The 25,978-nt window shown below is 60.2% G+C and carries 25 protein-coding genes and 1 tRNA gene; 8 read left to right on the forward strand and 18 right to left on the reverse strand.

The annotated features are described in order from the left end of the window. Positions 1–607: 607 nt before the first annotated feature. From ACPYOI_RS17685 to ACPYOI_RS17700, 4 genes are all read right to left on the reverse strand, one after another. A complete protein-coding gene (locus ACPYOI_RS17685; RefSeq protein ID WP_481418162.1) occupies positions 608–4,429 on the reverse strand; it encodes a vitamin B12-dependent ribonucleotide reductase in 3,822 nt (1,273 codons plus the stop codon). Between the two features lie 783 nt (positions 4,430–5,212). Continuing rightward, a complete protein-coding gene (gene gpt / locus ACPYOI_RS17690) occupies positions 5,213–5,707 on the reverse strand; it encodes a xanthine phosphoribosyltransferase (RefSeq protein WP_168829399.1) in 495 nt (164 codons plus the stop codon). 163 nt (positions 5,708–5,870) lie between these two features. Beyond that, entirely contained in the window at positions 5,871–6,713 is an 843-nt protein-coding gene (locus ACPYOI_RS17695) for a universal stress protein (protein ID WP_481418163.1), read from the reverse strand. Between the two features lie 97 nt (positions 6,714–6,810). Beyond that, positions 6,811–7,587 (reverse strand): competence/damage-inducible protein A, encoded by a 777-nt coding sequence (locus tag ACPYOI_RS17700; protein ID WP_481418164.1) that lies wholly within the window; start codon positions 7,585–7,587, stop codon positions 6,811–6,813. A gap of 219 nt (positions 7,588–7,806) precedes the next feature. Between ACPYOI_RS17700 and wrbA the strand changes: the two genes are divergently transcribed. Continuing rightward, on the forward strand, positions 7,807–8,406 hold the full coding sequence (gene wrbA, locus ACPYOI_RS17705; protein WP_481418165.1) for an NAD(P)H:quinone oxidoreductase type IV: 600 nt from the start codon (positions 7,807–7,809) through the stop codon (positions 8,404–8,406). A gap of 71 nt (positions 8,407–8,477) precedes the next feature. Here the strand turns inward: wrbA and ACPYOI_RS17710 are convergent, their stop codons facing one another. Continuing rightward, positions 8,478–8,636: a hypothetical protein gene (locus ACPYOI_RS17710; RefSeq protein WP_312862106.1), complete on the reverse strand. Its 159-nt coding sequence runs from the start codon at positions 8,634–8,636 to the stop codon at positions 8,478–8,480. 293 nt (positions 8,637–8,929) lie between these two features. Between ACPYOI_RS17710 and ACPYOI_RS17715 the strand changes: the two genes are divergently transcribed. Then, complete coding sequence (locus ACPYOI_RS17715; RefSeq protein WP_481418166.1) at positions 8,930–9,166, forward strand: hypothetical protein; 237 nt, start codon at positions 8,930–8,932, stop codon at positions 9,164–9,166. Between the two features lie 225 nt (positions 9,167–9,391). Here the strand turns inward: ACPYOI_RS17715 and ACPYOI_RS17720 are convergent, their stop codons facing one another. The 3 genes from ACPYOI_RS17720 to ACPYOI_RS17730 form a co-directional block, all read right to left on the reverse strand. Beyond that, entirely contained in the window at positions 9,392–10,681 is a 1,290-nt protein-coding gene (locus ACPYOI_RS17720; RefSeq protein ID WP_481418167.1) for a mechanosensitive ion channel family protein, read from the reverse strand. A 181-nt stretch (positions 10,682–10,862) separates the two neighbouring features. Next, positions 10,863–10,948: transfer RNA gene (locus ACPYOI_RS17725), tRNA-Leu, on the reverse strand. A 66-nt stretch (positions 10,949–11,014) separates the two neighbouring features. After that, positions 11,015–11,389: a VanZ family protein gene (locus ACPYOI_RS17730; RefSeq protein WP_481418168.1), complete on the reverse strand. Its 375-nt coding sequence runs from the start codon at positions 11,387–11,389 to the stop codon at positions 11,015–11,017. 173 nt (positions 11,390–11,562) lie between these two features. On the opposite strand from ACPYOI_RS17730, the gene ilvA reads away from it, so the two are divergent. From ilvA to ACPYOI_RS17745, 3 genes are all read left to right on the forward strand, one after another. Then, complete coding sequence (gene ilvA / locus ACPYOI_RS17735; RefSeq protein ID WP_481418203.1) at positions 11,563–12,813, forward strand: threonine ammonia-lyase; 1,251 nt, start codon at positions 11,563–11,565, stop codon at positions 12,811–12,813. A 37-nt stretch (positions 12,814–12,850) separates the two neighbouring features. Further along, entirely contained in the window at positions 12,851–13,174 is a 324-nt protein-coding gene (locus ACPYOI_RS17740; RefSeq protein ID WP_168829407.1) for an HlyU family transcriptional regulator, read from the forward strand. A gap of 158 nt (positions 13,175–13,332) precedes the next feature. Beyond that, positions 13,333–14,604: a GGDEF domain-containing protein gene (locus tag ACPYOI_RS17745; protein ID WP_481418169.1), complete on the forward strand. Its 1,272-nt coding sequence runs from the start codon at positions 13,333–13,335 to the stop codon at positions 14,602–14,604. Between the two features lie 3 nt (positions 14,605–14,607). On the opposite strand, the gene ACPYOI_RS17750 is transcribed toward ACPYOI_RS17745, so the two are convergent. Further along, the gene (locus tag ACPYOI_RS17750) at positions 14,608–15,384 is read right to left on the reverse strand and encodes an SDR family oxidoreductase (protein WP_481418170.1); all 777 of its coding nucleotides are present in this window, start codon (positions 15,382–15,384) and stop codon (positions 14,608–14,610) included. Between the two features lie 109 nt (positions 15,385–15,493). On the opposite strand from ACPYOI_RS17750, the gene ACPYOI_RS17755 reads away from it, so the two are divergent. Further along, entirely contained in the window at positions 15,494–16,078 is a 585-nt protein-coding gene (locus ACPYOI_RS17755) for a TetR/AcrR family transcriptional regulator (RefSeq protein ID WP_481418171.1), read from the forward strand. A 53-nt stretch (positions 16,079–16,131) separates the two neighbouring features. On the opposite strand, the gene ACPYOI_RS17760 is transcribed toward ACPYOI_RS17755, so the two are convergent. Next, positions 16,132–16,746, reverse strand: a complete 615-nt coding sequence (locus ACPYOI_RS17760) for an FMN-dependent NADH-azoreductase (RefSeq protein ID WP_481418172.1) — start codon at positions 16,744–16,746, stop codon at positions 16,132–16,134. 137 nt (positions 16,747–16,883) lie between these two features. Between ACPYOI_RS17760 and ACPYOI_RS17765 the strand changes: the two genes are divergently transcribed. Continuing rightward, complete coding sequence (locus tag ACPYOI_RS17765; protein WP_481423129.1) at positions 16,884–17,852, forward strand: LysR family transcriptional regulator; 969 nt, start codon at positions 16,884–16,886, stop codon at positions 17,850–17,852. Positions 17,853–17,989: 137 nt separating this feature from the next. On the opposite strand, the gene ACPYOI_RS17770 is transcribed toward ACPYOI_RS17765, so the two are convergent. The 4 genes from ACPYOI_RS17770 to ACPYOI_RS17785 all read right to left on the reverse strand — a co-directional run bounded on the left by ACPYOI_RS17770 (position 17,990) and on the right by ACPYOI_RS17785 (position 21,909). Then, complete coding sequence (locus ACPYOI_RS17770; RefSeq protein WP_481418174.1) at positions 17,990–19,978, reverse strand: bifunctional 2',3'-cyclic-nucleotide 2'-phosphodiesterase/3'-nucleotidase; 1,989 nt, start codon at positions 19,976–19,978, stop codon at positions 17,990–17,992. A gap of 88 nt (positions 19,979–20,066) precedes the next feature. Further along, complete coding sequence (locus tag ACPYOI_RS17775) at positions 20,067–20,399, reverse strand: PilZ domain-containing protein (RefSeq protein ID WP_481418175.1); 333 nt, start codon at positions 20,397–20,399, stop codon at positions 20,067–20,069. Positions 20,400–20,478: 79 nt separating this feature from the next. Continuing rightward, positions 20,479–21,375 (reverse strand): DMT family transporter, encoded by an 897-nt coding sequence (locus ACPYOI_RS17780; RefSeq protein WP_481418176.1) that lies wholly within the window; start codon positions 21,373–21,375, stop codon positions 20,479–20,481. A gap of 72 nt (positions 21,376–21,447) precedes the next feature. After that, the gene (locus ACPYOI_RS17785; protein WP_168829414.1) at positions 21,448–21,909 is read right to left on the reverse strand and encodes an Lrp/AsnC family transcriptional regulator; all 462 of its coding nucleotides are present in this window, start codon (positions 21,907–21,909) and stop codon (positions 21,448–21,450) included. Between the two features lie 157 nt (positions 21,910–22,066). On the opposite strand from ACPYOI_RS17785, the gene ald reads away from it, so the two are divergent. Beyond that, positions 22,067–23,185: an alanine dehydrogenase gene (ald, locus tag ACPYOI_RS17790; protein WP_481423130.1), complete on the forward strand. Its 1,119-nt coding sequence runs from the start codon at positions 22,067–22,069 to the stop codon at positions 23,183–23,185. A gap of 15 nt (positions 23,186–23,200) precedes the next feature. Here ald and ACPYOI_RS17795 read toward each other — a convergent pair whose 3' ends face one another. From ACPYOI_RS17795 to ACPYOI_RS17810, 4 genes are all read right to left on the reverse strand, one after another. Then, positions 23,201–23,707: a DUF1203 domain-containing protein gene (locus ACPYOI_RS17795; protein WP_481418178.1), complete on the reverse strand. Its 507-nt coding sequence runs from the start codon at positions 23,705–23,707 to the stop codon at positions 23,201–23,203. Positions 23,708–23,777: 70 nt separating this feature from the next. Further along, a complete protein-coding gene (locus ACPYOI_RS17800) occupies positions 23,778–24,338 on the reverse strand; it encodes a GNAT family N-acetyltransferase (RefSeq protein ID WP_168829417.1) in 561 nt (186 codons plus the stop codon). 8 nt (positions 24,339–24,346) lie between these two features. Further along, positions 24,347–25,216, reverse strand: coding sequence for a 3-mercaptopyruvate sulfurtransferase (sseA, locus tag ACPYOI_RS17805; RefSeq protein WP_481423131.1), 870 nt, complete (start codon positions 25,214–25,216; stop codon positions 24,347–24,349). A gap of 21 nt (positions 25,217–25,237) precedes the next feature. Further along, entirely contained in the window at positions 25,238–25,975 is a 738-nt protein-coding gene (locus ACPYOI_RS17810; protein ID WP_481418180.1) for an alanyl-tRNA editing protein, read from the reverse strand. Positions 25,976–25,978: the final 3 nt, after the last annotated feature.

Here is a 25,978-nt window from a genome sequence, read left to right on the forward strand (position 1 = left end):
GGCGGCCAGCCTCCGATCCTTCGAGGCCGCACCCTTCGGGCTCCACACCTCAGGATGAGGCTGGATTGGGCGCGCGGGGAGCAGAGACACTGCAAGCGTAGAATTTAGCCGGACGTCATGGCTCACGCCGCCTTTGACTTGCCAGCAAGGCGTAGACGATCAGCCCTCATCCTGAGGTGCGCAGGCGCAGCCGGAGCCTCGAAGGACGAGGGCGGGTGATGTGGGCACCCGCGGCGGCCAGCCTCCGATCCTTCGAGGCCGCACCCTTCGGGCTCCACACCTCAGGATGAGGCTGGATTGGGCGCGCGGAGAACAGAGACGCTGCAAGCGTAGACTTAGCCAGACGTCATGGCGACATCCGCATTTGACTTGCCAGCAAGGCGCAGACGATCAGCCCTCATCCTGAGGCGCGCAGGCGAAGCCGCAGCCTCGAAGGACGAGGGCGGGTAATGGAGCTTCGGTAGTGGCCAGCCTCCGATCCTTCGAGGCTGCGCCCTTCGGGCTTCGCACCTCAGGATGAGGCTGGAGAAAGCGTCGTCCGCAAACAGTAAGGGCGCCGAAGCGCCCTTACTTATCTTATCCCATCCATCCATTGTGAATTAGCTCATCAGCTGCAACCGCTCGTACTTCCGCAGGTGTCGCACTTCTCGCAGGTGCCGTTGCGCACCATCGTGAAGTTCTGGCACTCGGAGCACATGTTGCCGGTGTAGCCCTGCATGATGGAGCGGGCGCGGCGTTCGGCTTCGACCTTCTTGGCTTCCGTCTTCGCCGATGCAGCGTCGGCTGCGGCCTTGTCGGAGAAGAGGGCGGTTGCCTGGTCTTCGCTGACAAGTTCCTCGCTCACCTCTTCGGCGATCTCTTCGGCCAATTCCTTGGCGCGCTCCTCGTAATCGCGCTTGAAGGCGACGATTTCGGAGGTGGAGATGGCGACGGTCGGTTCCAGCTTGCGGGCGGCAGCGCCTGCGAACGAGGTGACCGTGCCACCTGAAGAGGCGCGGGCGGGGGCGGCGGTGGCCGCACCCTTCGGCTCGCCGACCTGACGGTCGCCGCCGGTGCCGGGAACCAGCGTCGGCTTATAGCCGCGGGTCCAGCCGGTCGAGACGAGGTTCGTCTTGCCTTCCTGGATGCCCTTGCCGAGCGCCGTGTTGGAGAAGTCCGACGTGTCGACATGCGCCAGATCGTGGCGGCCGAGGTAGGAGACGGCGAGTTCGCGGAACACGTAGTCGAGGATCGACGTGGCGTTCTTGATCGCGTCGTTGCCGATGACCATGCCGGCCGGCTCGAACTTGGTGAAGGTGAAGGCCTCCACATATTCTTCGAGCGGCACGCCGTACTGCAGGCCGAGCGAGATGGCGATCGCGAAGTTGTTCATCATCGCCCGGAAGGCCGCACCTTCCTTGTGCATGTCGATGAAGATTTCGCCGAGGCGGCCATCGCCGAATTCGCCGGTGCGCAGGTACACCTTGTGTCCGCCGACGGCGGCCTTCTGGGTATAGCCCTGGCGGCGGTTCGGCAGCTTTTCACGCTCGCGGGTGACGCGTTCGATCACACGCTCGATGATCTTCTCGGTGACGGTGACGGCCTGGGCCGCGACCGGCTGCTGCAGCAGCTCTTCCAGCGCATCCTCGTCGCCTTCCTCCTCGATCAGCGAGGCGTTCAGCGGCTGCGACAGCTTGGAACCGTCGCGGTAAAGCGCGTTCGCCTTGAGGCCGAGCTTCCAGGAGAGCATGTAGGCGCTCTTGCAATCCTCGACGGTGGCATCGTTCGGCATGTTGATCGTCTTGGAGATCGCACCCGAGATGAAGGGCTGGGCAGCCGCCATCATGCGGATGTGGCTCTCGACCGAGAGGTAGCGCTTGCCGATCTTGCCGCAGGGGTTGGCGCAATCGAAGACGGCGAGGTGCTCGTTCTTCAGGAACGGCGCGCCCTCAAGCGTCATCGCACCGCAAACGTGAACGTTTGCCGCTTCGATGTCTTTCTTCGAGAAGCCGAGATGATCGAGCAGGTTGAAGCTCATGTCGGAGAGCTGCTCGTCGGAAACCTTCAGGGTTTCCTTGAGGAAGTCGGTGCCGAGCGTCCACTGGTTGAAGACGAACTTGATGTCGAAGGCACTCTTCAGTGCGCCGTTGACCGCCTCGACCTTCTCGTCGGTGAAGCCCTTGGCCTTCAACGTCGAGGGGTTGATAGCCGGTGCCTGGTTCAGGTTGCCGTGGCCGACAGCGTAAGCTTCGATCTCGGCGATCTGGCTTTCCGAATAGCCCAGCGTGCGGAGAGCCTCCGGAACGGCGCGGTTGATGATCTTGAAGTAGCCGCCGCCGGCAAGCTTCTTGAACTTGACCAGTGCGAAGTCGGGCTCGATGCCGGTCGTGTCGCAGTCCATGACAAGGCCGATCGTGCCGGTCGGTGCGATGACCGAGACCTGCGCATTGCGGTAGCCGTGCTTCTCGCCGAGTTCGATGGCCTTGTCCCAGGCGCACTTGGCATGGGCGGCGAGATCCTGGTCCGGGTTTTCGGAGTGGATCAGCGCAACCGGGTTGACCGACAGCGCTTCGTAGCCGGAGGTCTCGCCGTAGGCGGCGCGGCGATGGTTGCGCATGACGCGCAGCATGCTCTCGCGGTTCGGTGCGAAGTTCGGGAACGGTCCGAGCTCGGCAGCCATTTCGGCTGATGTTGCGTAGCAGATGCCGGTCATGATCGCCGTCAGCGAGCCCGCGATGGCGCGGCCTTCTGCGCTGTCGTAGGGAATGCCGGACGACATCAGCAGGCCGCCGATATTCGCGTAGCCGAGGCCGAGCGTGCGGTATTCGTAGGAGAGTTCGGCGATCCGCTTCGACGGGAACTGCGCCATCATGACCGAGACTTCGAGCACGACGGTCCACAGGCGGACGGCATGTTCGTAGTCGGCGATGTCGATGCGCTTCGTCGCCCTGTCCTTGAACTGCAGCAGGTTCAGCGAGGCGAGGTTGCAGGCCGTGTCGTCGAGGAACATGTATTCCGAGCACGGGTTCGAGCCGCGGATCTGGCCGCCGGCCGGCGAGGTGTGCCAGTCGTTCATCGTCGTGTTGAAGTGCAGGCCGGGGTCCGCCGATGCCCAGGCGGCGTACGAGATCGATTCCCAGAGGTCGCGGGCCTTCAGCGTCTTCATGACCTTGCCGTCCTTGCGGGCGGTCAGGTGCCAGTCGCCGTCGTTTTCGACGGCGCGCAGGAAGTCGTCCTTGATCGAGACGGAGTTGTTGGAGTTCTGGCCGGAAACGGTGAGGTAGGCTTCGCTATCCCAGTCCGTATCGTAGGTCTTGAACTCCATGTCCGTGTAGCCCTGGCGAGCGAACTGGATGACGCGCTGGACGTAGTTCTCCGGAACCTGGTCCTTCTTGGCAGCGCGGATTTCGCGCTTCAGCGCAGGGTTTTTGTTCGGGTCGAAGCAATCGCCGTCATCGCCGCCTTCGCAGTTCACGCAGGCCTTCATGATCGCCTTCAGATGCTTGGCGACGATCTTGGAACCGGTGACGAGGGCGGCAACCTTCTGCTCTTCCTTGACCTTCCAGTTGATGTATTCCTCGATATCCGGATGGTCGATGTCGACGACGACCATCTTGGCGGCGCGGCGCGTCGTGCCGCCCGACTTGATCGCGCCGGCAGCGCGGTCGCCGATCTTCAGGAAGCTCATCAGGCCGGAGGAACGGCCGCCGCCGGACAGCTTTTCGCCTTCGCCGCGCAGCATCGAGAAGTTGGAGCCGGTGCCGGAGCCGTACTTGAAGAGGCGCGCTTCGCGCACCCAGAGGTCCATGATGCCGCCCTCGTTAACGAGGTCGTCTTCGACGGACTGGATGAAGCAGGCATGCGGCTGCGGGTGCTCATAGGCAGACTTCGACTTCACCAGCTTGCCGGTAAAGGGGTCGACATAGAAGTGACCCTGGCCGGGGCCGTCGATGCCGTAGGCCCAGTGCAGGCCGGTGTTGAACCACTGCGGGGAGTTCGGGGCAACACGCTGGGTGGCGAGCATGTAGGCAAGCTCGTCCTTGAAGGCAGAGGCATCTTCTTCGGACGAGAAATAGCCGCCCTTCCAGCCCCAATAGGTCCAGGTGCCGGCAAGACGGTCGAAGACCTGGCGCGCATCGGTTTCCGAGCTATACTGCTCTTCCTTCGGAAGGCTCTTCAACGCGGCTTCGTCGGCAACGGAGCGCCACAGGAAGGAAGGAACGTCGTTTTCCTCAACCTTCTTCAGCTTTGCCGGAACGCCGGCCTTGCGGAAATACTTCTGCGCCAGGATGTCGGCCGCGACCTGGGAGAACTGCGCGGGAACGTCAATGTTCTCCAGGCGGAAAACGATCGAACCGTCGGGGTTCTTGATCTCGCTCGTCGCCTTGCGGAATTCGATCTCCGCGTAAGCGCTTTGACCTGCCTTTGTGAAACGGCGTTCTATGCGCATTTCCTTGAACCTCTATTTGCGCGCCCCCATCCCCTTGACCAAGGCGCAAGTTTCCTCATCCGGCGGCGCCGGAAGATGCGCAGCCAGTTCTCGTTTCCGTATCGTGACAGGAGTGTCATTGCAGAATGACTTCCCTGTATCTTGTGGTGATGGTGGCTGCAAACGCTAAATATAGTATTAACAGCTTCTTATCGCCAGTCCCGGATGTCACTTTTTGAAGAACAAAATCGCGCGCAAAATCCCTCAGGGGCAGGCCCCCGTCATGGATGCAATGCCTTGATTCACGCTTGAGTTTTGAAAAGAACCGGCCTCGTTAATTCCGGTTCAGCTACCGCCGAAACATCGGAAATCATTAAGTGAGAAACAGGTGATTCCGTCAAGGGGTGGTCGTTAAGGAAGCATTCACCACAACATATTGTGGACGGGGCTGTGGAGACTGGGGAAAAGCCTGAAGCGCCTGATCCTCAGGGGTTTTGAGGGTCCCAAGTGCCCAAAAGCGCAGGCGAGAAGAAAAAGTCGACCGAAATCCAAACCTATCAGTTGTATTTCTCGCCTCAATCGGCATTGCGATTCGGAGAGCCCCCAGAAGGCGTCGAGAGCAGCGTGAGGACTTTAATCCGTCCCGGAATGCCGTCTTTCTTGCCTCGGACGGTTGCTCTGTGTGATTCGGGCCACGAACAGGCATCGACCTGTGCCCTGGTAATCGCGCCACACCGTAGATCCGCAAGATTGCCAACTGCCAACCGGCGCAGCATGAGGCTTTGCCGGGATGGCAGGGCAGCGTCAGCGCGGTGCTTTGGCAATCGGCTCCTGGTAGCTGAAGCCCATGTCCCAGGGGAAGTAGATCCAGGTATCCTGGCTGACTTCCGTCACGAAGGTGTCAATCGTCGGCACGCCGAGGGGCTTGGCATAGACGCAGGCGAAATGCGCCTTGGGGAGCATGGCGCGGACCTGCACCGCCGTCTTGCCGGTATCGGTCAGATCGTCGACGACGAGGATTCCTTCGCCGCCATTCTCCTTGAGTTCCGGCGCAATGCCCTTCAGCACCATCATGTCCCCTTGGTTCACATAGTCGTGATAGGAGGCGACGCAGACCGTTTCGATCAGGCGGATGTTGAGTTCCCGGCAGATGATCGCCGCCGGCACCAGTCCGCCACGGGTGATGCAGACGATGCCCTTGAATTCTTTGTTAAGGCCGGCGATGCGCCAGGCAAGCGCGCGGGCATCGCGATGGAACTGATCCCAGGAAACGGGAAAGGCTTTATCGGGGAGGGACATCGAACTGCTCCGCAGGCGTAAAGAGGCAAACCGCCGGCGATCAAACGCAGTCCGTCAAACACAAATCGCGCAGCCTGAACTGCGCGAAAGGAAATGCCGGAGGCAGTCGCCGGTCGCTGCAATTAGCGGGATTTGCATCCAAAACGCAAGTCCCGCCGCTTCGTCAGCGGGAGAGCAGCGTGAGTGCGGTCATCGACTGCAGCACAGCTTTCGTCGTGCCGCCGAAGATCATCTGCCAGAGGCGCGAATGCGTGTAGGCGCCCATGACGAGAAGGTCGATGCTGCTGTCAGAGAGGCGGTTTTCAATCACGCTCGAAGCGCTCTTGTGAGCGCTTTCGGCGACCGCAAGCGTGGCCTTCACGCCGTGGCGGGCAAGGGTTGCGGCGATCTCGGCTCCCGCCAGGCCCGCGGTCTGCATCGCCGTGTCCACAGGGTCGACGGAGAACACTTCGACCTCATCGGCCGCCTTCAGGAACGGCATGGCATCGAATGTCGCGCGTGCGGCCTCTTTCGAGCCGTTCCAGGCGATCATCACCCGTTTGATCGGCTTTGGCTGGCGCATGATGTAGGGGATGATCAGAACCGGGCGGCCGCTTTCGAAGAGGAAACTGTCGATGTCGGCTTGGTTGTCCGACGGCTTCGAAGGATCAGCCTGCGAGGCAATCAAGAGGTCCGCGCTGCGGGCGCTCTCGATCAGCGGGGCCGAACCGTATCCCGCCGCGGTGGCAAAGCTGCGCCATTCGAACGACACGCCCGAAGCCCCGGCTTTCTGGCGAAAGATGCGCTCCACCTCGACGGTCTCGGTGTGGGCCATATCCTGCAGGGCCTGAAGGGCGACCGGATCGGGAATTTCCATCGGCGCAACCAGCGGGACTGCTGAAATGCTTTCGGCATGGAGCCCGATGACGTGAGCGTCGTGTTCGGCGGCAATGGAAAACGCAAAATCGGCGGCAGCGCGGCTGCAGTCGGCCGTATCGAGAATGGTGAGTATGGTTTTGTAAGACATATCAATTCTCCTTGGCGGCTGAAAATAAGCTCCGCAGGCAAGGAATGCGTTCGCTGCCGGAACGGTTCCGGGCGAGGGTAATCCCTGCGTGAACGGCTCAAGCTTCTGCGGAATGGTTTTCCGAAATCTCCCTGGCTTTGCGAATGTCCTCGATCATGGCGTGAACTTCGGCGCCTGCGGCGTCCACGGTTGCCTGCGACCGGCCGCGCACGACGATTTCCGTTGAAAATTTCTGGCCGATGTAGCGCGGATAAGAGCCGATGCTGGTTTCCGGATGGGCCTTTTGAATGGCGGCGAGCGGCATGCCGATCTCGCCCTCCGCATAGGGAGAGGCGATGGCGAGCGAGAGCATGCGCGTTCCGGTGCGAAGCGTCGGCAGAACATTGTCGACCATTGCCTGGAACACTTGCGGCACGCCGGCCATCACGTAGACGTTGCCGATGACGAAGCCCGGCGCAGTCGAGACGGGATTGGCGATGTGTGCGGCACCGCGCGGCATGCGCGCCATGCGCTGGCGGGCTTCGGTGAATTCTATCTCGCGGCGCTTGTACATGTCACCGAGCAGTGTCATTGCCGCCGCATCATGCTCGCAGGGCACTCCGAAAGCCTTGGAGACCGCATCCGCGGTGATGTCGTCATGCGTCGGGCCGATGCCGCCCGACGTGAAGACGTAATCATATTTGCTTCGCAGAGCATTCAAGGCATCGGCGATCGCCTGTTCGTCGTCGGCGACGATACGCACCTCTTTGAGATCGATGCCGGACAGCAGAAGCATATCCGCCAGATGGCCAATATTCTTGTCCTTGGTCCGGCCGGACAAGAGTTCGTCGCCGATGGCGAGCATGGCGGCGGTGACGAGGGTTTCATTGCTCATGAAAGATTTCCAATAGTGGGGCTTCGCTAAAGGTAGCGCCCTTTTTCGGGGTTGCAAACGGCGGCACTCCGTCGCGCAAGGCGCAATGGAAACGACAAGTGAATTTTCGTCTACATCGAGTGAACACTGAGTTACTCCCGAACGGGTTATGCTGGCAGGAGCGCACTGCTAAAACCCCGCCCGTCACCAGTTCAAGCCCATGTCTCAAGGGAGTTCATTATGGCGAAGGTTCTCGTTCTCTATTATTCCGCGTATGGCCACATCGAAACAATGGCATATGCCGTTGCGGAAGGTGCCAGATCGGCCGGTGCCGAGGTTACTGTCAAGCGCGTTCCGGAACTGGTGCCGGAAGAAGTCGCCAAGGCTTCCCACTTCAAGCTTGATCAAGCTGCTCCGATCGCTACCCCGGAAGAGCTTAGCGACTACGATGCGATCATCGTGGGCGCCGGCACGCGTTTCGGCACCGTTGCATCGCAGATGCGCAACTTCTGGGACCAGACGGGTGGCCTCTGGTTCGCCGGCAAGCTCGTCGGCAAGGTAGGCTCGGTATTCACCTCGTCCGCCACGCAGCATGGCGGCCAGGAGTCGACCATCCTCGGCTTCATCCCGACGTTCCTGCACCAGGGCATGGTCGTCGCCGGTCTTCCCTATGCCTTCCAGGGCCAGATGGGCGTGGATGAGATCAAGGGCGGCTCGCCCTACGGCGCCTCGACGATCACGAACGGAGACGGCTCGCGTCAGCCTTCGGCAATCGAACTCGAGGGCGCAAAGTATCAGGGCGCGCACGTTGCAAAGCTCGCCGCAAAGCTAGCCGGCTAAAACCTACGCACGACAGAGAAACGGCGCGGTTTATTGCCGCGCCGTTTCTTGTTCAAAGCAGGCATGGCCGGCTAGTGGATCGCCATGGACGTCGCGGCATTGATCCTGGTTGTATCCGGCCCGTTGTAGGTATCGATCAACCGTGAAGCGATCTCCTCGATTGTCCTGTGTCCGTCGTTGTAGAGATCAATGGCGGCGCTGCATAGCACTTGGGTTCTCGTATCGTTCACCGACGCCCCATAGTGTCGGTACCACGCCTGAACTGCCCCAGACAGCATCTTGAAATCGGCTTCGCGTATTGGTCTGCAGGAAGTGAACATCCGAAACCCCTCTAACCTGTACAGGCAGGGGGCATAGTATTCGGGTTATATAAGCGGTCAATGATGTAATCGCGCTACGTCCGTTTTCGTACCTTGGACGCTCACCTCGCAACATCATGCCTGCCGATTCACGGACATCCAGGAACACTTGTGGCGTAGAGAAGTTTTCCCTCATCAAGCGCGGAAGCCAAGAGGAGGACACCGTGGCCGTAGTTCTGATCGGCGCAGCCCTCGTGATCTGCGGAACATTCCTCCTGTTCCGGGAGGCACTCGGCCGGCGCCCGCTCAGCGATCCGCACCGAACTTCCTTTACCGACACCAAGCGGACATTGGAGCCGAGCGGACAGGGGCTTCGCTTTCTGGGAGTGACGAGAAACTGGCTGGGTCTGGGTTTGGCAGCGGCCGGAGCGGCGCTGTTGATCTTGGCGGCTTACATGTAGCACGCGCACCGGTCCGATACCGTACTAGTACCTTTGGGCGGGTTTGCGGTGGTTGCGTTATCTGGCATTCTGCTACTGGGACACACAGAGATCGTGGGTCCACCTGCCGCAGGGTTTTGAAGGTCCCCGCGGCACGAGGTGCGACAGGGCTCGCTTTCCAACCCTTCGGCGAGCCCTCGTCGTGCCTTAGCTACTGCTCCCTGCGCCATGCCGACCTTCGCTCCCTTATGCGCCGGTAACCTCAACAGGCGTCTTCATGATGATTTCACGATGCGGGTAGGGGATGGAAATACCCGCTGCCTTGAACGCGTCCCACAAAGCCATGAGGACTTCGCCGCGAACGTTCGTCAGTCCGTTGCTCGGATCGGAGATCCAGAATCTCAGCTTGAAATCGAGCGATGATGCACCAAACCCTATCATCCAGCAGACTGGCTTGGCGTAGGTGCTGGCAACGCGGGGAATGGTTTGCGCGGCCTCGATCGCGATGCGGACAACCTCGTGCGGATCGCTGTCATATGAAGTTCCGAAGCTCACTTCGATGCGGACATACTCACTGGAGAACGACCAGTTCACGACCTGCTGAGAAATGAAGTCTTCGTTCGGAATGAGATACTCCTTGCCATCTCTGGTGATGACCGAGACGAAGCGGGAGCGCAGGTCACGGATCGAGCCGAAAGTCTCCCCCAGCGTAATCGTGTCGCCTGGTTTGATGGATTTATCGAGCAGGATGATGATTCCGGAGATGAAGTTGGAGACGACCTTCTGCAGGCCAAAACCGATGCCGACGCCGACTGCACCCGAAAAGATCGTGAGTGCCGTCAAGTCGATGCCTGTTGCAGATAGGGCAATTGCGCCCGCAACGACGATCAGCCCTATCTTGATCAATTTGCTGATGAGGACCTTCAAGGATGGTGTGAGATCCGCGGATTTTTGTATCCAGTTGGAGGACATGTTGCCGATCAGCACCGCGAGCCAGATCATCGCGACAGAAAGGACGATGGCCTTCACGACAAGCAACATCGACAACCGAACCGCACCGAGATTGACGGCGACGCCATCGAGGGCTGCCAGAAGCGCGCCGTCGAGCCCAAGCGCGTAAAGTGCAAAGTAGAGCCAGCCGACGGCGGCAACCACCCGCGCCAGAGTTTGATTTCTGATGATGCGCGTGAGCACCGATATGACGAACCACGCCACCGCCAGCGTAAGTGCTGTCGACACGAGCCACCGGTGCGAGGGCCATGCAAATCGCAGCAGGACCACATCCGCAATTGCAAGCCACACAATGAGAAAGAGCCAGCGAAGCCGCCGCATGAACGCGATGATGACGCGCAGCAGGTCCGGATTGCCCTTGATCGTACGGGCGCGGGATTCCACTGCCGGCTCTATCCGTTTGGCCAAGAAACCGGAAAGCAGGTAACCGACGAGGATCAGGGCGGACTGATAGAGCGTCCACTCGTTCAGAAGGAAAGTCTGCAGCCAGGATCGGGCAGCGTTGACCGCCTCTACGAAATCCATCGTCTTTCTCGTCGTCGTTCTCCGGGATAACCGGCAGGGGCGGGATTTTGTTCAAAATCGCGAGATCGAATCGCCTTGGCGGAACGAGATTTCCCCTCGAATCGATTGGCGCGAGGTCCGGCGGATGCAGATGCTTTTAGTTTCTGCCTGGCGTAGCACGCGGCGCTACGCTCTGTTTATTTGGTGCGGGCGACGGGAATCGAACCCGTACAGCCAAAGGCCGAGGGATTTTAAGTCCCTTGCGTCTACCAGTTTCGCCACGCCCGCATGCCTTTTCCCTTCAAGCACTTGGGCGATTCAGTCAAGCAGATGTTTTGCAACTCTCAGGAAGGTCTATCCCTGAGCAGGTACCGTTTTGATCCTCTGCCTAGTCTGCAGACGCCGGTAGACGGCGCGGCCGGCGAGAATCCCGAGCGTGGCTCCGGCGGCTTTGACAACCACATCGTGCAGACGCGCATGACGTGTCGGCGACAGGTATTGCAACGATTCGATCGCAAGCGCACCGAAGATCAAGAAGAGTGCGACGAGCTTCCACTGCCGCGGATAGGCGATTGCGAAGACGAAGCCCGCGACGACATAGGCAAGCGCGCGGTCGCCATCGACGGTCGTGATCGTATGCGGCCTGAGCTCGATCGGCGAAACGGTAACGAAAATGATGGCCGCAAGCAGCAGCCAGGCGAGCGGTCGAAGGAGACGTGAAATCATCATACTGTCACGTTTAGCAACATTGCCAGGCAAGCGCACCGGGCAACGGCGATAAACCGCCGTAACGCTTAAAAAAGCCCTCCGTGGGGCCAGGAACCGAAAGGGCGCTGAATCGGCTTCTTTTGCCAGCCGACCTATGCCATAGCGGTGTCCGGATAAGGAATGCACCGATGACCATTACACGACAGGATGTAGAGCGCGCTGAAGAAGCGGTGCGCAGCCTCTTTCCCGCGACACCGCTGCAGCTCAACGACCATCTTTCGGCCCGCTATGGCGCTGAAATCTGGCTGAAGCGGGAAGACCTGTCGCCTGTCCGTTCCTACAAGATTCGCGGCGCCTTCAACTTCTTCCGCAAGGCGATCGCAGAAGGCGGCGGCGAGCGCGTCTTCGTCTGCGCTTCGGCGGGCAATCATGCGCAGGGCTTTGCCTATGTCTGCCGTCACTTCGGGGTGCAGGGCGTTGTCTTCATGCCGGTGACCACACCGCAGCAGAAGATCGACAAGACCCGCATCTTCGGCGCGGAGTTCATCACCATCAAGCTCTATGGCGACTTCTTCGATCAGTGCTACCAGGCCGCGCGCGACCATGCGGAAGCTGCCGGAGGCGTCATGGTCCCGCCGTTCGACCATGAGGACATCATCGAAGGACAGGCGACGGTCGCCGCCGAGATCATGCAGCAGCTGCCGGAGGGCAGGGTGCCCGACATGCTGATCATGCCGGTCGGCGGCGGCGGACTTGCCGCGGGGATCACCGGCTATCTTGCTGGCTCGCTGCCGAAATCCGCATTCGTGTTTACCGAGCCGGCGGGCGCGCCAAGTCTCAGGCGGAGCATGGAGGCGGGCGAGGTGGTCACCCTCCAGAAAGTCGACAATTTCGTCGATGGCGCAGCCGTCGGCCGAATCGGAGACCTCAATTTCGCGGCCCTGAAGGGTTTTTCCTCGCAGCAGGTCATGCTGATGCCGGAAAATGCGATCTGCGTGACGATCTCGGAAATGCTGAATGTCGAAGGCGTCGTACTGGAGCCTGCAGGGGCGCTGTCGCTGACTGCCCTTGCCGCGATGGATCCGCAGACCCTCCGCGGCAAGACCATCGTTGCCATCGTCTCCGGCGGCAATTTCGACTTCGAACGGCTGCCTGATGTCAAGGAGCGCGCCATGCGCTACGCCGGTCTGAAGAAATATTTCATCCTGCGGATGCCTCAGCGTCCGGGCGCACTTCGCGATTTCCTCAATCTGCTGGGTCCGGACGACGATATCGCCCGCTTCGAATATCTCAAGAAGACGGCGCGCAACTTCGGTTCGGTCCTGATCGGCATCGAAACCACGGCACCGGAGAACTTCGCGACGCTGATTGCGAATTTTGAAAAGGCGGGCTTGGGCTTCGAGGACATCACCGAGAACGAGATCCTCGCCAACCTCATCATTTGACTTTGCGGGCGGCTGCGGCCCGTGCTAAATGCGATATATGGCTTCGATCTTTTCCAGTATTGTCTCGATCTTTTCCGGCGGCAAATCCGCCGAAGACAGCGCAGCGCCTAAGGGCGAACCGCAGCTTTATGGCGATTGCGCCATCTATGCCGAGCCGCGGAAGGAAGGCAGCCAGTTCCGCTTGGCGGGCCGCATCGAAAAGACGGTCGGCGACGAGGTTCTGGTGCGCAATTTCATCCGCGCCGACGTGTTTTCCTCTTCAGACGATGCGATCGAGTGCACCGTGCGCAAGGCACAGCAGATCATCGATCAGCACGGCCCGTCGCTTTTCGGCGACGGCGAAAAGGAGCGTCAGGTTTAGCCTGACGCTGAAATGCTCTTCCTCGGAATGCCATCGGCGAGTGGCTGCAGCACGGGATGCGCGTCGTCCTGATGCACCCCTAGTTTCACGACGACTGCCGGACCTGACCGTTTCTTAACCCTATCGCGCTATGCAGATCTGGTTAGAGAGCGGAAGGCGTGATGGCAATTCTCAACCTCGGTCTCATTGTGCTGCAAGCCCTCGGCTATTTCACGCTGATGGTGACCTTGCTGCATTTCCGCCATCGGCTTGGCCTTGGCGTCTTCATGACGGCGCTCGGCGTCATGCATTTTCTCGAGACGTACCTCGCCGCCGTTTTCTATGTGTCACTACCCTTCGGCGTCGCATCGCCGGGATCGTCGGTGTTCTTCGCTGGCAAGTTGATGATGATCCTGATGCTTTATCTTCAGGAGGACGCCTCGACGGTCCGGCAGCCGATCTACGGCCTGTTCATCGGCAATCTCCTGACAGTCGCGATCGCTTGGATTCTGCAGCTGCATCAGACCGTCGAAGTTTCGCCCGGCAACGGCGCCGATTTCGCTTTCCTGAACGAAATGGGCTGGCTGATGGTCTGGGGCACGACGCTGCTCTATCTCGATGCGCTCGGCATCATCCTGCTTTATGAGCGCCTCGGCCGCTGGATCAGACGGAATGTGATTTTTCGTTTCATGATCTGCGGCCTTGTCTTGCTGACGTTTGACCAGATCGGCTTCTTCGGCGCCTTGCACCTTTTCCTCGACGTGCCGCTCGCAGCGTTCTGGGGCGGCTGGATCGCGAAGATGTTCGCGATCTTCGTCTACACCGCACTCTTTGCTGTCTACGAGGTTTATATTCGCCGAAAGGCTATTTCAGGTGCGCCGCGCTCCCTCAGCGACCTGTTCGGCGATCTGACCTTCCGCGAGCGGTACAATGATCTTCTCGAACGGACGGGCAGGGACATTTTGACGGGCGTTTACGACCGCTCACGCATGGAGTTGGAAGCGCCGGTGATGGTGCGTGAAGCGTTGCGTCAGGGGCACTTCGTAACCGTCATCATCATCGACGCCGACCATTTCAAGGACGTCAACGATAACTTCGGCCACCTGCAGGGCGACGAGGTGCTGAAGGCAATCACGTCCCGGCTTGGAACGATCCTGCGTTCTGCAGACAGGGTGTTCCGCTTCGGCGGTGAAGAATTCGTCGCTATTTGCCCGGGTACGAGCCACCAAGAGGGGCTGCTGGTCGCCGAACGCCTCAGATGGGCGATCGCGACGAGCGTCAGGACGCCGGACGCGCAGTCCGTCACTGTCAGCATCGGCGTTGCAACGGCGGACGAGGATGGCGTGAGCTTTACAACCGTTCTCTCCGCGGCGGATGAACGGCTCTATCAGGCGAAGAAAAGCGGCCGCAACTGCGTTGTCGGCCGCTCGGGTCTCGTCAAGGTCGGCTGAGGTTTACGCTGCGCGGAATATCTTTGCGCCGGATGGTGCGCTCGTCGCCCCGCCGTCAACCGTGATCTCGATCCCGGTAACGTTCGATGAATCATCCGAAGCAAAGTAGAGCGCGGCCTTGGCAATCTCCTCGGCTTCGCTCATGCGGCCGAGCGCGCTCATGCCACCGATGCGTTCTTCAAGTGCTGCGGCTGCATCCGGCGTCTGCGAATAGGGAGCCCAGATCGGCGTCTTCGTGCCGCCCGGGGTCACCTGGTTGACGCGAATGCCGCGAGGTGCGAATTCGGATGCCATGTTGCGCGTCATGGAACGGACCGCACCCTTGGTAGCAGCATAGGCCGACCAGCCCGGCATGCCGAGAACCGCATGCACTGAGCCGTTGAGGATCACCGAGGCGCCGTCGTTCAAATGCGGCAGCGCCGATTGAACCGTGAAGAACACGGCCGTCAGATTGGTGCTGATAATGCGCTCGAACTGCTCAAGTGATGTCTGACCGAGCGGCGTTGCGCCGCCGATGCCGGCATTGGCGAAAAGGATGTCGAACTTGCCGAACTCTGCTGCCGCTTCGGCGAAGGCCCTTTCGGTGGCCGCGACGTCGGTGACATCGACCTTCAGCGCCAGCACGCCTTCACCCAGCGTTTTCTGCGCGGCGGCGAGCGTTTCCGGATTGCGCCCGGTGATAATGACTTTCGCACCTTCGGCCAGAAACACCTTGGCCGTTGCAAGGCCGATGCCGCTATTGCCGCCGGTGATCAGGGCAACTTTGTTCTTGAGACGCATGGGATGGCTCCTCTTGGAAGTGAACGCAATCTGGATTATGGTTGAAATCCATGCTGGAGGATTATGCTTATAATCCAGATAAGTCAAGAGGCATTGCCAGGAGTATCCTATGGGCCATTCACAACTCGAAAAGCAGAAGACGCACGAGCGGATCGTCGAGATCGCGTCCCGCCGCTTGCGCGAGAAGGGTCTGGAGGGCATCGGAGTGGCCGACATCATGAAGGAAGCCGGGCTGACGGTCGGCGGCTTCTACAAACACTTCGAGTCCCGCGATCAGCTTGTCGCCGAAGCGATGCAACTGGCCTTCGGTTCATGGGAGACAAATGTCAGGGCGCAGGGCAAGGAGCCGAAAGACATTCCGCTTAGCGCGTATGCGGCGACCTATATGAGCAAGGGCCACCTCAACGGTGTAGGGGAAGGCTGCCCCTTTGCTGCGTTGACTGCCGATCTTGCCCGCTCCGGTGAAGAGTGCCGCACGCTCGCGACGGAGCAGATGAAGATCAATCTGGGCAAGATGACCGAAAGGATCGCCGGGGAGGCCGGACCGGACGCCGAAGCGCGCCGCAAGGCGATCATTGTCACTTCGGTCATGGCAGGCGCGGTCGGGCTTGCCCGAATCGCCAAGGACGAGGCCTTCGCTTCCGAAATCCTCGAAACCGTCGAAGCCTTCGTCAGCGAGTTCGCAGGCAAATGAAAACGGCCGGCAAGGGGCCGGCCGTTTTTGAAGCGAGTTGAAGCTTCTTGCCGTTAAGCCGCGAGAGCAAGCTCGTCGGCACGGGCCTTGGCGGCACCGATTGCCTTTTCCGCAGCTTCAGGACCAAAGGCGAGGCCTTCGACATAGATCGTCTCGATATCGGTGATGCCGAGGAAGCCGAGCACCGACTTCAGGTAAGGCACGGCATGGTTCATGCCGGCTGCCGGACCCTGCGAATAGACGCCGCCGGAAGCGAGAACGACATAGACCTTCTTGCCGGTTGCGAGGCCAACCGGACCGCTTTCTGTGTACTTGAAGGTGCGGCCGGCGCGGGCCACATTGTCGATCCAGGTCTTCAGCGACGAATAGATGTTGAAGTTGATGAGGCCCGTGCCGATGACGACCGTGTCAGCGGCGAGCAGTTCGTCGACCAGCGCATCGGAGGTTTTGACGGCTTCGGCTTCCTGTGCGGTGCGCTGATCGGCTGGCTTGCGGATGGCGGCGGTGAAGAGATCGTCGATATGCGGCAGCGGATTGGCGGCGAGGTCGCGGCTTACGACGACGCTGCCGGACTGCTGCTTCTTGATCTTCTCGGCGAGATCGGCGGCAATCGTCGTGGAAAGGGACTCAGCGCGCGGGCTGGAAGTCAGAAGAAGGATGGAAGACATGGTCAAATTTCCTTTTCGAATTACGCTTGGCCGCCTTTTCAGGGAGGTCGGCGGCTGCTTCGAGAAGGAAAATAAGTCTGGCCCGCTATCGAAAAAACTGGGATAATGTCGATCAAAATCATCGATGGATTGGATATATGCTCCCGAACCCAACCCTGGACCAACTACAGGTGTTTTTGACCGTTGCCGAAACCGGCAGCTTCTCCGCAGCGTCCCGCGTCTTGAACCGGGCGCAGTCGGTCATCAGCTATACGATCGCCAATCTTGAGGCGCAGCTCGAGATGCCGCTCTTCGAGCGGTCGGGTGCGCGCCAGCCGAAACTGACGGCCGCCGGCAAGGCGATGCTCGAGGACGCACGCCGTCTGATGACTGACCTGCAGGTGATGCGTGCCCGCGTGAAAAGCCTGAAGGACGGACTGGAAGCGGAGGTTTCCGTCGCGATGAGCGTCATGGTCCCGTCGCCGGCGATCGTGGATGTGCTGCGGGAGTTCCAAGAGAAGTTTCCCTCCGTTGCGCTAAATCTTGCGGTTGGCGAACTCGGTATGGTCATGGACTCCGTTCTGAGCGGCAAGGCGACGATCGGCATCGGCGGAGCTGTTCGGAAACAGGATGATTCGATCCATATGGAAAAGATCGGTCATTCCTTCATGCTGCCCGTCGCTTCACGCGACCATCCCTTGGTCCGGATCGACCGGCCGCTCACGCTCGGAGATGTACGCGAGGAGGTGCAACTCGTCGTCACCGACGCGTCCGGGCTGACAACGGGCCGAGACTTCAACGTGCTTTCCTACAAGACGTGGCGCGTCAGCGACATTTCGACCAAGCACGCGTTGATCCGGGGGGGCTTGGGATGGGGCGGTCTGCCTGCGTCGATAATCCATGATGATCTCGCGAACGGTAGGCTCGTTCACCTTGACCTTCAGGCCTACGAACAGGGCGAGTATCCAATTTATGCCATGCGGCGCCTTGCCAATCCGCCCGGACCGGCAACCGCATGGATGATCGGTGCTTTCGAAGCGCGGCTCTTGCGGTGCCCCAATCATGCGGATTTCAAGGCATTTCTGAACGAAATCCGGCCACCCGAAATCCCGCTAGCGGCGGAGTAGGCGAGGCTCTGCAGCCTCGCCGGTTCACACCAGCTCTAGAGCAATTCCAGGAAAAGTGCGCAGCGGTTTTCCGTCCGGAATTGCGTGAAAACAAAGAGATAGAGCGGTTCCGTGATTCCGTGAAAAGCTGAACCGCTCTAGAGTACCAGCCGGAATTTCGAAAAGCCGTCGCTTCCTTCGCCGGCTTCCTCGATCTTCGCGCCCTTGACGTCCGCCAGAAACTGCTTGGCCCTCGGTCCGCTTTCGAAAACGGCGGTTGTTCCGGCTAGCGGTTTGAAGGTCCAGTTGCCGTCGGCCGAGGGGTTGATGGTGCCCTGGTCGTGGATGAAGCGGACGATGACGTCGCGGTTGGTATCCGGCGCCTGGAAGACGACCTTGTCTGAGGCGATCTCCGGGAACTTGCCGCCACCGCCGGCGCGATAGTTGTTGGTCACGACAACGAATTTCTGCGCGGAATCGATCGGTTTTCCGTCGAACTGCAGATTTTGGATGCGGTTCGAGTTTTCGTTGATCGGCTTGCCGTCATTGTCGTACTTGCGCGGCTGCGACAGGTCGATCTGGTAAGTCACGCCATCGATGACATCGAAGTTGTAGGACGGGAAATCATTGTTGAGCAGCGCCGCGTCCTTGGCGCCCGGCTTGATCTCTTTGAACATGCCGGCAGACATTTCCAGCCAGTTTTTCACCTGTTCGCCGGTCACGACAACCGCCTGGACGGTGTTCGGATAGAGATAGAGGTCGGCAACATTCTTGATCGCCACGTCGCCGGCAGGAACATCGGTGTAGTAATCGGCACCGCCCCGGCCGCCTGCCTTGAAAGGAGCGGCCGCCGAAAGCACCGGAAGAGCCTTGAACTCTGTGTCAACAAGCATCTGCTTGATGTACCAGGTCTGCGCCTGGCTGACGATCTGGACCGACGGATCGTCGGCAACCAGCGCGAAATAGGAGTAGAGCGGTGCCGACGTCTTGCCGACCGGCGTGCGGACATAGGCGAGCGTCGCCTCGTGCTCGGTGTTGGCGGCCGCGATCACTTCCTTCTTATCGGCGACATCGGCGACGATCTTCTTGTTCTCGTCGCGATGATAGATGGGGCGCGCCTCGGCGGTGAAGTCGGCGATCTTCCAGCTCTTGCCGTCCTTTTCCAGAAGCAGGTCGATGAGGCCGAGATGCGAGCCCCAGAAGCCTGCCATGACTGTCGGCTTGCCGTGCAGCGTGCCCTTGACGGGATCGGCATTGGCAATGCCGTCCCAGGTCTTCGGGCCGGGGAAGACCAGATGCTGGTGGCCGGTGAAGATCGCGTCGATGCCATCGACGGCAGCCAGGTAGAGCGAGGCGTTTTCCATTTTCTCGGATGGTGCCGCGCCGTCGATGCCGGAGTGGGAAAGCGCGATGACGATATCCGCGCCCTCCTCCTTCATGACAGGAACCCAGGCTTTCGCGGCCTCAACGATGTCGCGGGTCTGCGCCTTGCCTTCAAGGTTCTTGATATCCCAGAGCATGATCTGCGGCGGCACGAAGCCGATGAAGCCGATCTTGACCGGGCTCTCGTTGCCTGCGCCATCCTTGATCTGCTTTTCAACGATCACGTACGGTTTGAAGAACAGATCGTCCTTCGTCGGATCGGAGGCAAGCTGACCCTTGGTGAGGTTGGCGCAGACGAACGGGAAATTCGCGCCGCCAAGCACCTTGAACATGAAATCGAGGCCGTAGTTGAACTCGTGGTTCCCAAGCGTGCCGACCGTATAGCCGAGCGTGTTCATCGCCTTGATGATGGGGTGGACGTCGCCGTCCTTCATGCCGTGCTGATAGGCCATGTAGTCGCCCATCGGATTGCCCTGCAGCACGTCGCCATTGTCGATCAGCAGCGAGTTTGCCGCTTCGCCACGGATCGAATCGATGATCGTCGCCGTGCGCGCCAGACCCATCGTGTCGTTCGGCTTGTCGGCATAATAGTCGTAGGGAAAGACGTTGACGTGAATATCCGTCGTTTCCATGAGCCGCAGATGCGCCTGATTGGCGGCTGCCCGCGCCGTGAAAGGGTGGAGGAGAACGAGCGCCGAAGTTGCGGCAATGCCGCCAAGCAGTGAACGCCGGCTAATCGGCGGCAGTTCGAGTACGGAAGCCATGGGAACTCCTTTGAAAACCAGGCATCAGCTGCGCTGAGGCGAGACTAGGGCGATTTCCAAAGGAGTAAACCCTGAAAATAACAGGGATTTAGCGCGTCAGGACCGGCTTCACGTCCTTGTGGAAGAACCGGAAATAGGAGGCGACCTGCGCCTGGGCGTTGGAGTTCGGATCGAACTGGATCCCAAGGCGGCCATTGTGGGTCCAGCGGATGATGCCATGGAGCGTTCCCAGGTCCTCCGCTAGGATCTGTACGCGGCTGCCGGATGCCGCATGGATCGGCGATCTGATTTCGACCGCCATGCCGGTGACAGACATGTCAATGATACGGGCGTCCACTTCCTTGTTGAGGTAGCGGACCTTCCCGAACACGCGGCAATATTTTCGTTCAGCCTTACGGGTAATGATATTCAAATTTCGCATGATGCTGCTGCTCCCAATTGAAATTTATAGCCTAGGTTATCGCGAAAAGATTGAAAATGTTTTTACAGCAATTGCTAAACTATGAGCTGGCTTCGATCTTCTGATTCCGCGCGCGGCGGGCGACCACGTGCTCGCGCCAGATCGTGAAAATGCCGGCTGCGACGACGATCACCGAGCCCACGATCATGTTGAATGTCAGTGTTTCGCTATAGATCGTAACGCCGATGATGCAGGCATAGACAAGCTGCAGATAGGTGAGCGGCTGAACGGCTGAGGCATCGAGCATGTCATAGGCGCGGATCAGGAAGTAATGGCTGGAGATGCCGGTCATGCAGAGAAGCGCCATCCACCCCCAGTCGCCGGCTGACATCCCGGTCCAATAGAAAGGCCCGATGAGCGTCATCGTAATGCCGCCGGCGACGCCGGTGTAGAAAAAGCTGGTCATGGCGGAATCATCGCGGCTGACGAGGCGGGTGGCGAGGACGTAGAAGGCGAAAAGAAAGCAGCCGAAGATAGGAAGCAACAGCTTCGGATCGAGGAAGCCGCTTTCCGGCTTCAAGATCAGAAGCACGCCTGCGAGCCCCGCACAGATTGCCGTCCAGCGGCGCCAACCGACGCGTTCACCGAGCAGTGGCATGGAGAGCAGGGCGATCAGAATGGGTGTTCCGGCAAAGATTGCCTGCGAATGGGCGAGGCCGACGGTTGCGAAACTGCTGATCGCCACCACGACCTGCGCGGCAAGCACCACGCCGCGGAAGACCTGCAGAATGGGCCGTTTTGTGCGTGCTGTCGCCTTGAACCCGCCACGCATTCTGGAAGCGAGCAGAATCGTGAAAAGCGCAAAGGCCCAATAGCGGATCATCGTCACGAGAACGGGAGGGTAGACGCTCGCCAGATGCTTTGAGATGCCATCTTGCAGGGAAAAGATGGTGATCGCCAGAAGGACGAAAATATAGCCTTGGGTCTTGGATTTCATGTCTTGCCGTGAGGCGGGAACGGCCCGCGTTCGATCGAACCTAGGTCAGGTTTCCAACTGCATTGCAAGGCCTTAAAGGCCGACATTCGGCCTATCGATAATTTCCCGAAGCGCGAAGCTGGAATTGATCTTCACGACGTGTGGCAGGGCCGAGAGCCAGTCGCGATGGATGCGCTCATAGTCTTCGAGATCGCGGGCCGCAACGCGCAGAATATAGTCATATTCCCCCGACATCAGATAGCAGACGAGCACGTTCGGGCAGCGCTTCACCGCCGCCTCGAACTCCGCAAGCGTCTTTGCGAACTGGCCGGACAGCGAGATATGTACGATGGCGATCATCTTGTATTCGAGCGCCTTGTGCGAAAGGCGCGCATGGTAGCCGGCGATGACGCCGCTTTTCTCGAGGATGTCGAGGCGTCTGGAGCAGGCAGAGGCCGAGAGGCCCACTTTCGCCGCAAGGTCGGCATTGCTGATCCGGGCGCTTGCTTGGAGCGCCTTGAGAATCGCACGATCGATAGCATCGAGTTCCTGCATTCGAAAAACCTTCGGAAAATAAGCGACTGACGCAATAATCTTCGAAAACGGGCCCCGCTGCAAATACTCTTTGCAAGGACATTTTGTTCGTTCGGTGTTTTGATTTGTCCATTGATAACGCTCCGCCCAAGCGGACATAGAAGGAGAGGAACGCTCAATGCGTGTCGGTTGCCCGAAGGAAATCAAGAATCATGAATATCGTGTCGGCCTGACACCCGCTTCGGTTCGTGAATATGTTGCCCATGGCCACGAGGTCTGGGTCGAGACAAAGGCAGGCGCCGGAATCGGCGCGGACGATGCCGCCTATAGTGCCGCTGGCGCGAAGATCGCCGCCTCGGCCAAGGACATCTTCGAAAAGTGCGACATGATCGTGAAGGTCAAGGAGCCGCAGCCCTCCGAATGGGCGCAGCTTCGTGAAGGCCAGATTCTCTATACCTATCTCCACCTCGCGCCCGATCCGGAGCAGACGAAGGGCCTTCTCGCCTCCGGCGTCACGGCTGTCGCTTACGAAACGGTCACCGACGAACGTGGCGGCCTGCCGCTGCTTGCGCCGATGTCGGAAGTCGCGGGCCGCCTGTCGATCCAAGCCGGCGCCACGGCGCTTCAAAAAGCCAACGGCGGCCTCGGCATTTTGCTCGGCGGCGTGCCGGGCGTGCTCCCGGCCAAGGTGGCGGTCATCGGCGGCGGCGTCGTCGGTTTGCATGCGGCAAGAATGGCGGCGGGGCTTGGCGCCGATGTCAGCATTCTCGACAAGTCGTTGCCGCGTCTGCGCCAACTCGACGACATCTTCAATGGCCGCGTCCATACGCGCTATTCCGGCATTCAGGCACTGGAGGAGGAGGTCTTCTCCGCCGATCTCGTCATCGGCGCCGTACTGATCCCGGGTGCCGCCGCGCCGAAGCTCGTCACCCGCGAAATGCTGTCCGGCATGAAGAAGGGTTCCGTCATCGTCGATGTCGCGATCGATCAGGGCGGCTGCTTCGAGACCTCGCATGCGACAACGCATTCAGAGCCGACCTATGAGGTCGACGGCGTTGTTCACTATTGCGTTGCCAACATGCCGGGCGCCGTGCCGGTCACGTCAGCGCAGGCGCTCAACAATGCTACGATCGGCTATGGCCTGGCGCTCGCCGACCGCGGCATGCGAGCCATCGCCGAGGACAAGCATTTGCGCAATGGCCTCAACGTTCACGAGGGCCGCATCACCAACAAGCCGGTTGCCGATGCGCTGGGCTATGAGGCCTACGCACCGGAAAGCCTGCTGAACGTAGCGTAACTCCATCACCATACGTTAGATGAGGGCGCCGGTTTCGCTGAAAGCCGGCGCCTTTTCCTTGTCGATCCGACACTGGAAGCAATTGTTGCGCGCCGAGCGGACATGCACGTAGGCGATCTCCGGACGGTCAAGGAGTTTGGCGGCGTAGGAGCGGATATCGGGTGTCAGCGTCACCGCGCCCGTGCCGTAGACGATGCGATTTTCGGCATTGTAGCCGCGTACGATGAAATCCGGGCTCGTCAGAACCGGCGGCAGGACCTCTTCGGCGGCATAGCGCTCGCAGCGTTCCTTGTGGAGGAAGACAGGACCGGTTTCAGCATAGGGCTGAAGCTCGGGAAACGGCCGGTAGGCGAAGACCAGCAATTCCTCGCCAGCATCGATATTCCTCAGGCAATGGCGGCAGGGATGGCCGGGGCCATCAGACACCATCGTCTCTGGCGGGAAACCATAGGCGTCCGTACCGCCGTTCCAAAGGTTTTCGGCGTCGGCGGTCGGCATGGCGGAAAAACGGATGTCGGTCATGGCAGGTCTCCTTCTTTGACTGCCATGAATGCGCTTCCAAAGGCGCTGAAACCACCCGATTCCTGCCAGGCTAGCTCTTCTTTGCGAGCTCCAGCAATTCCTTGTCGCTGAGCGGCCGCACGATGCCGGTGCCGGTCGAGACGGGAGAGAAGCCGAACATCTGGTAGAGCTGCAGCGCGCGAGGATGGTCGAGGTTGTTCGTCGTTGTCGTGACGCGCGTCGGGTTCAGCGTCCAGATCGCATAGAGTGCCTGCAGCAGGAACCACTTGCCGATACCGAGGCCAAGCGCGTGCTCGATCAGGCCGAAATGACAGAGCTCGATCGTATCCTCGTCCTCGCAGAAATATTCGTAGAAGCCGGCAGGCGCCCCGTTAACGTAAAGCACGCTGATATTGTTGCGCTTGTCGTGCAGGGTTGCCGCCAGCTTTTCATCGCTCATCCTCAGCCGGTCGACCCATTGCCAGCGGGCGCCGACCTGGCGGTAAAGATGCCGGTAAAAGGGCAGGGGAATATCTGGCGTGCGCATGATCGCGGTCTGAATATTGACCGGTACCGGCAGGCTCGCCTTCGGCGGCGAGGTCATTTCCAGCCGGGTAATATGAGCCGTGAGCGAGGAAGCAGGTCTGGCCATGGAGGGTCTCAGGCCTTGGCCGGACCGGGCGGGCCGGTCACCACCGGCGTGTCGCCGCGGCTGCCCCATTCGCTCCAAGAGCCATCGTAGAGCGTGTTGTCGGTATGACCGAGCGATTCCAGCGCCAGCGTGATGATTGCGGCCGTAATGCCCGAGCCGCAGGAGGTGACGACCGGCTTCGATAGGTCTATTCCCGCATCCTCGATCGTCTCCTTCAGTTCCGGCAGCGACTTGAACCGGCCCTTGGTGGCGAAGACGCCTGAAGGCAGGCTACGGGCGCCGGGCATATGGCCGGAACGCATGCCGGCGCGTGGTTCAGGCTCGGTGCCTGCAAAACGGCCGGCGCTGCGGGCGTCGGCAATCTGCAGTGCTGCGCTGGAAACGATGTCGCGCATGGTGTCGAGCGTCACGACGCGGCTTGCGGCATAGTTCGTGTTGAAGGTCGCCGGCTCGTACGTCGGAACGTCCGTCTCCAGCGGACGGCCCTCCGCCTTCCAGCCGTCGAGGCCGCCGTCGAGAACGAAGACGTTCTTCGCGCCCATCACCCGGAAAAGCCACCAGACGCGAGGCGAGGCGAACATGCCGATGCCATCGTAGACGACGATGCGATCCGTCTCACTAATACCCATCTTGCCGACTTCCTCGGCGAAATATTCCGGCGAGGGGATGGTATGCGGAAGGCCGGTCGAGTGATCGGCGATCTTGTCCTGGTCAAAGCGGATCGCGCCCGGAATATGGCCGCTTGCATATTCGGCGTCGGCGTCGCGATTCTGCGCCGGGAGATAAAAGGAGGCGTCCAGCACGCGCAGGTCGGCCTTTCCGAGCTCGCCCTGCAACCAGTCGGCCGAAACGACGAAACGGCTCTTCTCTTCGCTCATTCTTGTCTCTCCCCTGATCGTCTAGGCTTCGTTGCCGGGCACGCCGAAGCGAATGCGGAAGCGCCGGTTTTCCTTGCCCTTCTTCTCTATCTTTGCGATGTGAATCTGGCCGACTTCCTGCGTTTCCGACACATGTGTGCCGCCGCAGGGCTGGCTGTCAATCGCCGAGTTTTCGCCGATGCAGACGAGGCTGACCCGTCCGAGTCCAATCGGCGGGCGTACATTCTTCGATTTCACGATGCCGGGATTCGCAGCCAGCTCCTCGTCCGTGATCCACTGGATATAGACCGGGTGGTTCTGGCCGACGAGTTCCATCATCTTCGCCGTCACCTCGTCCTTGTCGATCGTCTCGCTCATGTCGAAATCGATGCGGCTCTCCTCCTCGCCGACGGCCGCACCGGTGATCGGATAGGAACAGACCACGGAAAGCAGGTGGCAGGCCGTATGCATGCGCATCAGCCTGTATCGGCGCGGCCAGTCGACATGGAGCACAAGCTTTTCGCCGACTGCCGGCTGCGCTTGGGCTTCCGCGGGAACGTGGATGACGATGTCCTTGCTTGCCCCATGCTTTGTCGGCGCGAGTTCGATCTTCGAACCGTCGGAGCGCTCGAGGAAGCCGGTATCGCCCGGCTGGCCGCCCGACGCAGCATAGAAGCAGGTCTGGTCCAGCTCGATGCCCCCGTCCTCGTGAATGGCGGTTACGACCGCCTCGCATGTCGAAAGATAGAAGTCGTCACGATAGAGGGCATTGACTGGCATGGG

The organism is Rhizobium sp. SVR5-2C, assembly GCF_056755115.1.